Annotated in this window: 3 protein-coding genes; all 3 read left to right on the top strand. The window is 77.4% G+C overall.

Annotation, left to right across the window (positions count from 1 at the left end; all coding sequences use genetic code 11):
• The 3 genes from ACIPLC_RS20140 (at position 1) to ACIPLC_RS20130 (ending at position 14,053) form a co-directional block, all read left to right on the top strand.
• Positions 1–738 (top strand): aspartyl/asparaginyl beta-hydroxylase domain-containing protein, encoded by a 738-nt coding sequence (locus ACIPLC_RS20140; RefSeq protein WP_400474356.1) that lies wholly within the window; start codon positions 1–3, stop codon positions 736–738.
• Between the two features lie 104 nt (positions 739–842).
• Complete coding sequence (locus ACIPLC_RS20135) at positions 843–5,315, top strand: SDR family NAD(P)-dependent oxidoreductase (protein ID WP_400474355.1); 4,473 nt, start codon at positions 843–845, stop codon at positions 5,313–5,315.
• A complete protein-coding gene (locus ACIPLC_RS20130; protein WP_400474354.1) occupies positions 5,312–14,053 on the top strand; it encodes an amino acid adenylation domain-containing protein in 8,742 nt (2,913 codons plus the stop codon). Before ACIPLC_RS20135 ends, ACIPLC_RS20130 begins: the two co-directional genes overlap by 4 nt.
• Positions 14,054–14,132 lie beyond the last annotated feature (79 nt).

Raw genomic sequence — 14,132 nt, 5'->3', positions numbered from 1 at the left:
ATGGACGTTCAGGGCGTGATGACGGAGCTGCACGGCATCCTCGGCACCGAGGGGCTGGAGCGGGTCGAGGAGTGCCTGCGCATCCTCACCGGCGAGCAGGCCCCGGAGTACCTGCACGACGACCAGGAGCCGACCCGGCTGTTCTTCCCCGGGATCAGCGCCCTGCCCTGGCACGACACCGCCGAACTGCCCTGGGTGGCCCGGGTGGAGGAGGCCTACGACCGGATCAAGGCCGAGTTCCTGGAGCTGCGCGCCGAGCAGGCCCGCTTCGCCCCGTACGAGGACCTCTACACCAAGGAGCTCGGCTGGCAGGGCTGGGACACCTACCAGCTGTACCGCAACGGCAGCTGGCGGGACGAGGTCCTGGAGCGCTGCCCCGAGACCCACGCCGCCGTCTCAGCGACCCCGCACGGGCCGCGCGACGGCATGTTCACCGTCCTCAACCCCGGCGTGCACATCACCCCGCACACCGGCGGCGTGAACCTGCTGCTGACCGCGCACCTGCCGCTGATCGTCCCGCCCGGCTGCGCCATCAAGGTCGGCGACGACGAGCGGGGCTGGGAGGAGGGCAAGGTGATCCTCTTCGACGACAGCTTCATCCACGAGGCCTGGAACAAGGGCACCCAGCAGCGCGCCGTCCTGCTCTGGGACGTCTGGCACCCGGAGCTGACGCCCGTCGAGGTCCGGGCCCTGGAGTTCCTGATGCCCCGTTTCCAGCGCTACCTCATGGCGGTCTGAGCCGCACGGCGGTCCTGAACCCCATGGCGGTCTGAGCCCCGGCCGCGTCCCCGGTCCTGCCCGCCCCGCCGCGCGCGGAGCCCACCTCACCCACGGAGAACACCTTGAACGCACAGCCGGTCATTCCCGACGCGGCCGAGACCGACGGCCGGGTCGCCGTCGTCGGCCTCGCGGGCCGCTTCCCCGGAGCCGATTCCGTCGACGCGCTGTGGGAGCTGCTGGCCTGCGGCACGGAGGCGATCAGCCGGTTCGGTCCCGAGGAGCTGCGGGCCGCCGGGGTGCCGGACGGCGAGGCCGGCAAGCCCGGGTACGTGGCCGCCAAGGGCGTGCTGGCGGACGTCGCCGGCTTCGACTCCCAGCTGTTCGGCTACAACGCGCTGGAGGCCTCGGTCATCGACCCGCAGCAGCGGATCTTCCTCGAATGCGCCTGGGAGGCGCTGGAGGACGCCGGCTGCGACCCCGACCGGGCGCCCGGGCCGATCGCGGTCTACGCCGGGTCGCTGCTGAGCACCTACCTGATCCACAACCTGCTGCCGCGCACCGACCTGCGGGACTCCCTCGGCGTGCCGATGCTCTTCCAGGGCAACCAGCCCGACCAGCTGGCCCCCCGCGCCGCGTACAAGCTCAACCTGCGCGGCCCGGCGGTCAGCGTGCAGACCGCCTGCTCGACCTCGCTGGTCGCGGTGCACCTCGCGGTGCAGAGCCTGCTGTCCGAGGAGTGCGACCTCGCGCTCGCCGGCGGCGTCACCGTCACCGTGCCGCACCGCTCCGGCTACCTGCCGGTGCCCGGCGGCATCGAGTCCCCGGACGGGCACTGCCGGCCCTTCGGCGCCGAGGCGGCCGGCACGGTCTTCGGCAACGGCGCGGGCGTCGTGGTGCTCAAGCGCCTCGCCGACGCGCTCGCCGACGGCGACCGGGTGCACGCCGTCATCCTCGGCTCGGCCGTCAACAACGACGGTGCGCACAAGGCGGGTTACACCGCCCCCGGGGTCGCCGGCCAGACCGCCGTGATCCGCGAGGCGCTGTCCGTCGCGGGCGTCGCCCCGGACAGCATCGGCTACGTCGAGGCGCACGGCACCGGCACCCCGATCGGCGACCCGATCGAGGTCGAAGCGCTCACCGCCGCCTTCCGCGCCGAGCAGGACGCCGACGACAGGTCCGCCACCGGCTGGTGCGGCCTGGGCTCGGTCAAGTCCAACCTCGGCCACCTGGACACCGCCGCCGGCGTCACCGGCCTGATCAAGGCCATCCTGACGGTGCGCGGCGGCCGGATCCCGGCGAGCCTGCACGCCGAAGCCGTCAACCCCGAACTCGGCCTCGCCGACAGCCCGTTCTTCGTCCCGGCCGACCTCACCGACTGGCCGGTCGCCGACGGCCCGCGCCGGGCCGCCGTCAGCGCCTTCGGCATCGGCGGCACCAACGCGCACGTGATCCTGGAGCAGGCCCCCGAGCCGGCCCCGCGCGAGGCCGCCGCGCCGAGCGCCGTCCCCGTCGCCCTGCCGCTGTCGGCCCGCACCACCGCCGCGCTGGACGCCGCCGCCGAGCGGCTCGCCGACGACCTCGCCGCCCACCCGGACCGCCCGCTGGCCGACGTCGCCCGGACCTTGCGCACCGGCCGCCGCCAGCTCGTCCAGCGCCGCGTCGTGGTCGCGGACGACACCGCCGCCGCGGTGGCCGCGCTGCGCGGCGGCGGCCGCCGGGAGTCGGTCCGGGCCCGCGCCGGGCAGGGCGCCGCCCCCGTCGCCTTCCTGCTGCCCGGCCAGGGCGCGCAGTACCCGGGCATGGCCCTGGGCCTGCACCGGGCGCACCCGGTGTTCCGGGCCGCCCTGGACGAGGCCGCCGAGCTGCTGCGCCCGCACCTGGGCCTCGACCTGGTCGAACTGCTGCGCAGCGGCGACGCCGACCTGCTGCGCCGCAGCTCCGTCACCCAGCCCGCCGTGCTGGCGGTCGGCCACGCCACGGCCGCACTGTGGCGGCACTGGGGCGTGCGCCCGGCGGCGCTGCTGGGCCACAGCCTGGGCGAGTACACCGCGGCGCTGCTCTCCGGCGTCCTCGACCTGCCCGAGGCACTCGCCCTGGTCGCCGCCCGCGGCCGGCTGATGGAGCAGACCGCGCCCGGCGCGATGCTGGCCGTCCCGCTGGACGAGGCGGCGGCGGGCGACCTCGCCGCCGCGCACGGCCTCGACCTCGCCGCCGTCAACGGCCCGGGCGCCACCGTGCTGTCCGGTAGTGCCGGGGCCGTCGACCGGGCCGCCGCCGAGCTGGGCGAGCGGGGCCTGCGCGCCCTGCGCCTGCCGGTGGAGCGGGCGTTCCACAGCGCCCTGTGCGCGCCCGCCGCCGAGCAGTTCGCGGCCGAGCTCGCCAAGGTCACGCTGCACGAGCCCACCGTGCCGTTCCTGTCCAACCTCACCGGCGACTGGATCACCCCGGAGCAGGCCACCGACCCCGGCTACTGGGTGCACCAGATGCTCGCCCCGGTGCGCTTCCACGACGGGCTCACCCGCCTGGCGGCGCTCGACGAGCGGATGGTGCTGGTGGAGACCGGCCCCGGCAGCGTGCTGACCGACCTGGCCCGCGCGGCCGCCGAGGGCACCGCCGGGCCGCGGCTCGCCCTGCCGCCGCTGCCCACCCGCGGGCGGCGCGGCGCCGAGGACGAGCCCGGCAGCGCCGTCCTCGCGCTCGGCAGCCTGTGGGCGCACGGCGCCGCCGTCGACTGGGAGCCCGTCGACGCCGACGCCCGCCCCGCCGACCTGCCCGGCTACCCCTTCGAGCGGCTCCCGCATTGGATCGAGCCCGCCGTCCCCGGCCGGGCGCCCGCCACCGCGCTGCCCGCCGCGGACCTGGACGCCGTCCACGCGACCGTCAACTGGCGCCCGCTCGCCGAGGCCCCCGGGGACGACCCGCTGGCCGGCCGCCGCCAGACCTGGCTGGTCCTGCTGGACCGGGCCGCCGCCGCCCAGCCCCTGGTGGATCTGCTGACGGCGCGCGGCCAGATCGTCACCACCGTGCAGCCCGGCCCGGCCTACCGCCGGGTGCGCCGCGGCGTCTACGAGCTCGACCCCGCCGACCCGGCCCAGTACGCGAAGCTGCTGGCCGACCTGCGCGGCCTGGTCCGCACGCCCACCGCCGTCCTGTACGCCTGGGGCCTGGACGAGACGCCGGACGAGACCGCCGGCTACTTCGGCCTGGTCCACCTCGCCCGGGCGATGTCCGCCGAGAGCGTGCTGAACGAGGTCCGGCTCGGCGTCGTGACCGCCGGGGCCTTCCCGGCCGCCCCCGGCGAGCAGCCCCGGCCCGCCGCGGCCCTGCTCAGCGGCCCCGTCCAGGTGCTCGGCGAGGAGTACCGCAACCTGCGCTGCACCCAGGTCGACCTCGCCGCCGGCGCCGCGCTCGACGAGGCCGCCGCCGACGCGGTGGTGCGCGCCGTGCTCACCGGCCCGGCCCGGCTGCTCGCCCTGCGCGAGGGCGCTCTGCTCACCCGCGTGGTCGAGCCCGCCGAGCGCCCCGTCCCGACCGCCCCGGCCCGGGTGCGGGCCGGCAGCACCTGGCTGCTCACCGGCGGCCTCGGCGGGATCGGCCTGACCCTCGCCCGGGCCCTGGCCCGGGTCGGCGCCGCCCGGCTCGTCCTGCTCGGCCGCGGCGCCGCCGACGAGGCCGCGCTCGCCGCAGTGCGCGAGAGCGGCGCCGAGGTGCTGGCCGTCCAGGCCGACGTCACCGACGCCGAATCGCTGGACCGGGCGCTGGAACAGGCCCGTTCGGCCTTCGGCCGGATCGACGGCGTCGTCCACGCGGCCGGCGTGCCCGGCGGCGGCTCCATCGAGCTGCGCTCCGACGACAGCATGCGCACGGTCCTCGCCCCGAAGACCGCCGGCCTGCGCCACCTGCTCGCCGCGCTGCGGCCCGGGGAGGCCGAGGTGCTGGTGCTCTGCTCCTCGCTCGCCACCCTGATCCCGACCTACGGCCAGGCCGACTACGCGGCCGCCAACGCCTACCTCGCCGCCGTCGCGGAGGCCGAGGCCGCGCGCGGCGAGCGCCACGCGGTGGCCGTCGACTGGGACATGTGGGCCGGCGTCGGCATGGCCAGCCGGGCCGAGGTCCCCGAGGCCCTGCGGGCCTTCCAGGCCGACATGCTGGCCGGCGCGCTCACCCCCGAGCAGGGCGCCCGCGCCTTCGCCGCCCTGCTGGAGGGCCCGCCCGGACGGGCCGTGGTGGCCCGGGCCGGCGCCGCGATCGCGGACGGCACGCTGCGCACCTCCGCCGCCCCGGCCGCCGAGGCCCCCCGGACGGCGGCCCTGCCCCGCCCCGAGCTCGCCACGCCGTACACCGCCCCGGCCACCCCGACCGAGGAGCGCCTGGCCGAGATCTACGCCGAGCTGCTCGGCCTCGACCGGGTCGGGGTGGACGACGACTTCCTGGAGCTCGGCGGGCACTCGCTGCTGGCCGCCCAGATCGCGGCCCGGCTGCGGGCCGAGTTCGAGGTCGACGTCCCCGCCCGGGTCTTCTTCGAGGGCGGCCGCGTCGCCGACCTCGCCACCGAGATCGAAGACCGCATCCTCGCCGACCTGGAGAACCAGTGACCAACCCCGCAGGCCGCCGCGAGGACCGCCTCGCCCGGCTCACCCCCGAGCAGCGCGCCGCCTTCGAGGCGCGCGCCCGGGGCCGCGCAGGCACCACCCCGGCCGCCACGGCCGGCCCCGCCGCCACCGCCCCCGCCGTGCCGCCGCGCGACCCGGCGCTGCCGGCGCCGCTGTCCTTCGGCCAGGAGCGGCTCTGGTTCCTGGAGCAGCTCACCCCCGGGCTCGGGGTGTTCAACGAGTACGTGGGCCTGCGCCTGAGCGGCCCGCTGGACGTCGCCGCGCTGGAGGCCGCGCTGACCGGCCTGGTGGAGCGGCACGAGGCGCTGCGCACCGTCATCGCCGCCGGCCAGGACGGCCCGGTGCAGCGGGTGCTGGAGCGCACCGCCCCGGTGCTGCGGGTGGTCGAGCCGGCCGGCGGCGAGGCCGGCTGGAGCGAGGCCGGCTGGAGCGAGGCCGAGGAACGCGCGCTGGCCGAGCGGGAGGCGGCCCTGCCGTTCGACCTGGAGCACGGCCCGCTGCTGCGCGCCCTGCTGATCCGCTCCGCGCCCGAGCGCGCCCTGCTGGTCGTGGTCAACCACCACCTGGTCGGCGACGCCTGGTCCCGCGCGGTGCTGGTGGAGGAGCTCTGCGCCCGCTACCGGGCCTTCCGCGAGGGCGGCCCGGCCCCCGAGCCGCTCGCCGTGCAGTACGCCGACTGGGCGCAGTGGCAGCGCCGCGAACTCACCGACACCGCGCTGGCCGAGCCGCTCGGCTACTGGCGCGAGCGGTTGGAGGGCGCCCCGCACGTCCTGGAGCTGACCACCGACCGGCCCCGGCCGGCCGTGCCCGGCCACCGGGGCGGCCGGGTGCACTTCACCCTGGACGCCGCCACCACCGAGGCCGTGGAGGGCGCGGCCCGGGCGGCCCGGGCCACCCCCTTCATGGTCACGCTGGCCGCCTGGCAGGCCGTCCTGATGCGCCACTCCGGCCAGCAGGACGTCGTGGTCGGCGTGCCCACCGCGGGCCGCGACCGGCCCGAACTCGCCGGGCTCGTCGGCATGTTCGTCAACAGCCTGGTGCTGCGCTCGGACCTCTCCGGCGACCCGACCTTCGGCGAACTGCTCGACCGGGTGAGGGAGACCTCGCTCGGCGCGCTGGCCCACGCCCAGGTGCCCTTCGAGCGCCTGGTCCGCGAGCTGCGCCCGGACCGCGACCTCAGCCACGCCCCGCTCTACCAGGTGCAATTCGGCTACCGCAACGTCCCCGCCCCCGACATCGCCCTGCCCGGCGTCACGGTCGAGCCGGTCGAGCTGGACAACGGCCTGTGCCGCACCGACCTGAGCCTGGAACTCGCCCGCGACGGCGAACTCACGGCAGGCGTCTGCGAGTTCAGCCGCGACCTGTTCGACGACGACACCGTGCGCACGCTGACCGAGGCCCTCCAGCGGGTGCTCGCCCGCGGCGCCGCCGATCCCGGCCTGCGGCTGTCCGAACTGCTCGCCCTCACCCCCGTCGAGCAGGCCCTGCTGCTCTCCGCCGGCGAGGGCGCAGCGCTGCCCGAGGACACGCCGGACGTCGTGACGGCCTTCGCCGAGGCCGTGCGCACCCGCCCGGACGCCGAGGCCGTGCTGCCCGGCGGCCGCCCGGAGCAGGCCCTCACCTTCGCCGAACTGGACGCCCGGGTCGACGAGTTGCTCGCCCGGCTCCAGGCCGCCGGGGTGCGCCCCGGCGACCGGGTCGGCCTGTGCCTGCGCCGCGGCACCGACCTGCCCGCCGCCATGCTCGCCGTGCTCCGAGCCGGCGCCGCCTACCTGCCGCTCGACCCGGACTACCCGGCGGCCCGGCTGCGCCACGTGGTCGAGGACGCCGAGCCCGCCGTGGTCGTGGTGCACGCCGCGACCCGGGACGCCGCGCCCGCCGGCGCCCCGCTGCTCGACCTCGACGCCCCGGCCGCGTCCGAGGCCGGGGCCGGGGCCGGGGCCGGGGCCGGGGCCGGGGCCGCCGCACCCGCACCCGCACCCGTGGACCCGGACGCCCCCGCGTACGTCATCCACACCTCCGGCTCGACCGGCCGCCCCAAGGGCGTCGTCGTGCTGCGCCGCAACCTCACCGCCTTCCTGGCGGCGATGGACCGCGTGCTGGCGGACGACGGGGAGCCCGCCACCTGGCTGGCCGTCACCAGCGTCTCCTTCGACATCTCCGTCCTGGAACTGCTCTGGACCCTCAGCCGGGGCCACCGCGTCGTGGTCAACCCCGACCCCGGGACGGCGGCCCCCGCCCCGGCCGCGCAGGGCGCGCAGGGCGCCCCGGCCGTCCCCGAGTTCAGCCTCTTCTACTTCGCCAGCGACACCGCCGGCGCCGAGCCCGGCCCCGACCAGTACCGGCTGCTGCTGGACGGCGCCCGCTTCGCCGACGCCAACGGCTTCTCCGCCGTCTGGCTGCCCGAGCGGCACTTCCACGCCTTCGGCGGGCCGTTCCCGGCCCCCTCGGTGCTGGCCGCCGCGATCGCCCAGGCCACCGAGCGGATCGGGATCCGGGCCGGCAGCGTGGTACTGCCGCTGCACCACCCCGTCCGGGTGGCCGAGGAGTGGTCGGTCGTCGACAACCTGTCCGGCGGGCGGGTCGGGCTCTCCTTCGCCTCGGGCTGGCACGCGGACGACTTCGTCCTCGCCAAGGACGCCTACCAGGACCGCCAGGCGCTCACCGTCAGCGGGATCGAGCAGGTGCGCCGGCTGTGGCGCGGCGAGCGGCTCCCCTTCGAGGGGCCCGGCGGCCGCACCGTCGACGTCCAGGTGCTGCCCCGCCCCGTCCAGGCCGAGCTGCCGTACTGGCTCACCTCCTCGGGCAACCCCGAGACCTGCCGGACGGCCGGCCGGGTCGGCGCCCGGCTGCTGACCCACCTGCTGGGCCAGAGCGTCGAGGAGCTCGGCGAGAAGATCGCCCTCTACCGGGAGGCCTGGCACGAGGCCGGCCACCCGGGCGAGCCGCACGTGACCCTGATGCTGCACAGCTACGTCGGCGCGGACGCCGCCGACGTCCGGGCGCACGCCTGGCAGCCGTTCCGCGACTACCTGCGCAGCTCGGTCGGCCTGATCGAGAACCTGGCCCGCAGCCTCGGCATGGACGTGCGCAGCAGCGACTTCACCGCGGAGGACCAGGAGGCCCTGCTCGACCACGCCTGCGCCCGCTACCTGGGCCATGGCGCGCTGATCGGCACCGCCGAGGAGTGCCTGCCGCTGGTGCACCGGCTGGCCGCGATCGGCGTGGACGAGATCGGCTGCCTGGTCGACTTCGGCGTCGACACCGACGTCGCGCTGGCCGCCCTGCCCCGGCTGGCCGAGCTGCGCCGCACCGCGGCCGCCGCACCGGCCCCCGCCCCGGCCGCCCTCGCGGTCGCGGCCGACACCGAGCTGACGGCGCTGGTGCGCGCCCACGGCGTCACCCACCTGCAGTGCACCCCCTCGCGGGCCCGCACCCTGCTCGACGAGGCCGACCCGCAGGCCCTGCGCGGCCTGCGGCAGCTGCTGCTCGGCGGCGAGGCCCTCGACGCCGAGCTGGTGCGCCGGCTGGCCGCGCACCTCGGCGGCCGGATCCGCAACCTGTACGGGCCGACCGAGACCACCGTCTGGTCCACCACCGCCGAGGTCGACCCGACCGAGGACGTGGTCACCATCGGCCGCCCGATCCCCGGCACCACCGTGCGCGTCCTCGACCCGTACGGGCGGCGGGTGCCCGTCGGCGTGCCGGGCGAACTCCTGATCGGCGGCGCCGGGGTGACGGCCGGCTACCTCGGGCTGCCCCGGCTCACCGACGAACGCTTCGTCGCCGACCCCGAGGCGACCGACCCCGCCTCGGCAAGCCCCGGGCCGGCCGGCTCCGAGTCAGCCGGCCCGGGCTCGGCCGACCCCGCCGCCCGGCTGTACCGCACCGGCGACCTCGTCCGCACCCTGCCCGACGGCCGCCTCCAGTACCTCTCGCGCAACGACCACCAGGTCAAGATCCGCGGCTTCCGGATCGAGACCGGCGAGGTCGAGGCCGCGCTCACCGCGCTGCCCGGCATCCGCCAGTGCGTCGTCACCGCCTACGGCCTGGGCACCGCCCGGGCCGCGCTGGCCGCCTACCTGGTGCCCGAGGACCCGGCCGCGCCGCCCGCCCCGGCCGAGCTGCGGGCCGCCCTGGCCGGGCAGCTGCCGGGCTTCCTGATCCCGTCCCGGTTCATCCCGCTCGACGCGCTGCCGCTCACGAGCAACGGCAAGGTCGACCGCACGGCGCTGCCCGCCCCCGAGACCGTCCCCGCCGCCGGCCGCGACCGCACCGCGCCCGCCACGCCGACCGAGGAGCGGATCGCCGCGATCTGGCGCGAGGCCCTGACGCTCGACGAGGTCGGCACCGAGGAGGACTTCTTCGAGCTCGGCGGCCACTCCCTGCTGGCCGCCCGGATGGTCGCCGGGATCCGCCGCGACCTGGACGTCCAGCTGCCGCTGCGCACGCTGTTCGACTCGCCGACCGTCGCCGCCCTCGCCCGGGCCGTGGACGCGCTGGGCGCGGGCGGGGCCACCGCGGCGCCCGCCGAGCCGGTCGAGCTGCTGCCCGACCCGGCCCACCGCCACGAGCCCTTCCCGCTGACGGACGTGCAGCGCGCGTACTGGATCGGCCGCAGCGGCGCCGTCGGCGGCGACATCGCCTGCCACCTCTACCTCGAAGTGGACGTCGCCGACGTCGACCCGCTGCGCCTCCAGGACGCCTGGCAGGCCCTGGTGCGGCGGCACGACGCGCTGCGCCTGGTCTTCGCCGAGGACGGCACCCAGCGCATCCTGCCCGAGGTGCCCGCGTACCGGCTGGCCGTCGAGGACCTGCGCGGCCTGCCGGAGCCCGAGCGGGCCGCCGCCCTCGCCGGGACCCGCGCCCGGATGTCGCACCAGGTGCTGCCCGCCGACACCTGGCCGCTGTTCGAGCTGCACGCCAGCCGGACCGAGGGCACCGACGCCCGGCTGCACCTGAGCATCGACACCCTGATCGCCGACGGCGGCAGCGTGCAGATCCTGCTGCGCGAGCTGCTGGCGATCTACCAGGGCTCGCTCGACCCGCGCCCGATGGAGCTCTCGTTCCGCGACTACGTGCTGGCCGAGCGGACCCGCCGCGAGGGCCCCGCGCTGCAACGCGACCTCGACTACTGGCACGGCCGCCTGGAGACCCTGCCGCCCGCCCCCGCGCTGCCGCTGGCGCGGCGTCCCGAGGAGCTGACGCAGACCAGGTTCCACCGCCGCGAGGCGCACCTGCCCGCCGAGCTGTGGGAGCGGCTGAAGAGCCGGGCCGCCGCCGGCCGGGTCACGCCCTCGGCGCTCGCCCTGGCCGCCTACGCCACCGTGCTCGGCACCTGGGCGGCGGCCGACCGCTTCACCCTCAACCTGACGCTGTTCAACCGCGTCGGCGACCACCCCGACCTAGCCGCCATGGTCGGCGACTTCACCGCGCTCAGCCTCTTCGAGGTGGACGGCGCGACGGCCGGCTCCTTCGCCGAGCGGGCCCGCCGGCTCCAGGACCGGCTCTGGGAGGACCTGGACCACCAGCTGGTCAGCGGCGTGCGGGTCGGCGGCGACCTGGCCCGCCGGCGCGGGGTGGCCGAGGCCGCCATGCCGGTCGTCTTCACCAGCGAGCTCGGCGCCGGCGAGGTCGGCGGCAGCCGCGTCCTGCGGGAGCTCGGCGCCCGGGTCGCCCACACCATCACCCAGACCCCGCAGGTCTGGCTGGACCACCAGATCTCCGAGGACGAGGGCCGGCTGCGCCTGACCTGGGACGCCGTCGAGGAGCTCTTCCCCGAGGGCCTGCTCGACGCGATGTTCGAGGCCTACACCGGCCTGCTCACCGCCCTCGCCGAGCGGCCCGACGCCTGGACGGACCCGTACCTGGCCGCCCTGCCCGACGCCCACGCCGAGGCCTACCGCGCGCTCAACGCCACCGAGGGCCCGCGGCCCGACGGGCTGCTGCACGAGCCGTTCCTCGCCCAGGCGCGCACCGCCCCCGAGCGGACCGCCGTGGTCTCCGCCACCGGCACCGTGACCTACGGCGAACTGGAGCGCGCCTCCGCCGCCGTGGCCCACGCGCTGCGCGGGGCCGGCGTCGGCCCCGGCGACCTGGTCGGCGTGCGCGCCGACCGGGGCTGGGAGCAGGTCGCGGCCGCGATCGGCGTGATCCGGGCCGGCGGCGCCTACCTGCCGCTGGACGCCGGCCTGCCGGCCGCCCGCGTCGCCCGCTCGCTCGAACACGCCGGCGCCACCGCGCTGCTCGCCCGGGAGTCCTGGGACGCGGCCGGCGCGGTGCCGGCCGGGGTCACCCTGCTGGGCTTCGAACAGGCGCTGGCCGCCCCGGCCGGCGCCGAGCCGGCCCCGGCGCCCACCACCCCGGCGGACCTCGCGTACGTCATCTACACCTCGGGCTCCACCGGTGACCCCAAGGGCGTGATGATCGACCACCGCGGCGCGCTCAACACCGTGGTGGACGTCAACGACCGGTTCCGGGTCGGCCCCGCCGACCGCGTCCTCGGCCTCTCCTCGCTCGGCTTCGACCTCTCGGTGTACGACCTGTTCGGCACCCTCGCCGCCGGCGCCGCGCTGGTGCTGGTCGGGCCCGGGGAGGAGCGCGACCCCGCGCGCTGGTCCCGGCTGGTCGCCGAGCACGGCGTCACCGTCTGGAACTCCGTCCCCGCGCTGATGGAGATGCTGCTCGCGTACGCCGGCGGCAACCCGGCCGCCGACCTGGAGTCGCTGCGCCTGGTCATGCTCAGCGGCGACTGGATCCCCGTCGGCATGCCCGACCACGTCCGCGCGCTGTCGCCCAAGGCCGAGGTGATCAGCCTGGGCGGCGCCACCGAGGCGTCGATCTGGTCCGTGCTGCACCCGATCGGCGCGGTCGAGCCGGGCCGCCCGAGCATCCCGTACGGGCGGCCGATGCGGAACCAGGGCATGGTCGTCCTGGACGAGGCCTTCCGACCGCGCCCGGTCGGCGTCGCCGGCGCCCTGTTCATCACCGGCGTGGGCCTGGCCGTCGGGTACCGCAACGCCCCCGAGCTCACCGCCCGGGCGTTCCCGACCCACCCGGTCACCGGGGAGCGCCTGTACCGCACCGGCGACCTGGCCCGGCTGCTGCCCGACGGCGAGCTGGAGTTCCTCGGCCGGGAGGACTGCCAGGTCAAGGTGCGCGGCATGCGCATCGAGCTGGGCGAGATCGAATCGGCGCTGGTCCGGATGGACGGCGTCCGGGAGGCGGCGGCGCTGGTCGAGGGCAACGGGCTCGACGCCCGGCTCGCGGCCTTCGTGGTCCGCGAGGCCGCCCCGCCGCAGCCCGCCGCCCCGGCCCCGGCCCCCGCCCCCGCCCCTGCGGCGGCCCCGGCGCTGGACGCCGAGCGGGTCCGCCGGCTGGAGGCGCGCCTGCGCCAGCCCGGCCGCCGCGGCGACCTGGCGGGCCGTGAGGTCCTGCCCTTCGCCCTGCCGACCGACACCCTGGACCTGCGCCGGGCCGCCGCCCTGCGCGGCGCCGCCACCGGTTTCGCCGACGCCCCGGTGCGGCTGGCCGACCTGCACGCGCTGCTGACCGTGCTCGCCCGCCAGGACGAGGACGGCGTGCCCCGGTACGCCTACGGCTCGGCCGGCGGCCTGTACCCGGTGCAGACCTACCTGGCCGTCGCCCCCGGCAAGGTGGCGGGCCTGCCGGCCGGCACCTACTACGTCGACCCGGCCGGGCCGGCGCTGGTCGCCCTCGACGGCGCACCGGGCTCGGCGCGGGCGCTGGACCGGGCGCTCTACAGCGAGGCCAACGGGCCGCTGCTCGACCAGGCCGGCTTCGCCGTCTTCCTGGTCTCCCGGACCGCCGCGATCGCCCCGGTGTACGGCGAACTCGCCGACCGCTTCTGCCTGTTGGAGGCCGGGGCGATGGCGCAGCTGCTGCGCCACCGCGCCGCCGACTGCGCGGTGGCGCTCTGCCCGATCGGCGACGTCTTCCCGGAGCCGCTGCGCGAGGCGCTGCGGCTGGAGGACGGCCAGCGCGTGCTGCACACGCTCGTCGGCGGCCGACCGCTGAACGCGGCCGCCGAGGAGCCCGACGGCGGTGCCGACTGGACGGCCGCGCTGCGCGACGCGCTCGCCGAGCGGCTGCCCGGCTACATGGTTCCGCAGCAGGTGCGGGCGGTCGGGGCGCTGCCGCTGTCCGCCAACGGCAAGGTCGACCGGGCGGCGCTCGCCCGGCTGGGCGCCGCGGTGCCCGCCCCCGCCGTCGTAGTCACCCCCGCCCCCGCCGTCGCGGCGGCACCGGCGGCACCCCGGATCACTGCGGCTCCGCAACCGGTTGCGCCCCGATCGGGCACCCTCGGCGCGGTGGAGCGGCTCACCGAGCTGTGGCGGGAGGTGATGGACGGGGCGGAGGTCGGCGTCGACACCAACTTCTTCGAGGCCGGCGCCAACTCCATCCACCTGGTCCGGGTCCAGCGGCGGATCGCCGAGGACTTCGGGCAGGAGCTCTCGGTGGTCGAGATGTTCGACCGGCCGACCATCCGTCACCTGGCCGAGCTGCTGGACCGGCCGGCCGGCGCCCCGGCGCCGCAGGCGGTACCGGCTGCATCAGCACCCGAGCCCGCCTCGGACACGGCCGGACCCGACACCGCCGGGCCCGACACCGCGCAGCCCGCCGGCGGCGACCGCCGGCAGCACCACGAACGGCGCCGCGCCGCCCGCCGAGGCGGCTCCGGTACCGGCCCGACCGGCTGACCCGGACGTCCGGCGGCCGACACCCCGTACCCCGTACCCGTGCCGGGTGTCGGCCGCCGGACCCCCGCGAGCCGCGTCG

This window comes from Kitasatospora sp. NPDC086801, assembly GCF_044745805.1.
In the GTDB taxonomy this organism is placed as follows: Bacteria; Actinomycetota; Actinomycetes; order Streptomycetales; family Streptomycetaceae; genus Kitasatospora.
This window is presented reverse-complemented; position numbering and strand designations above follow the sequence as displayed.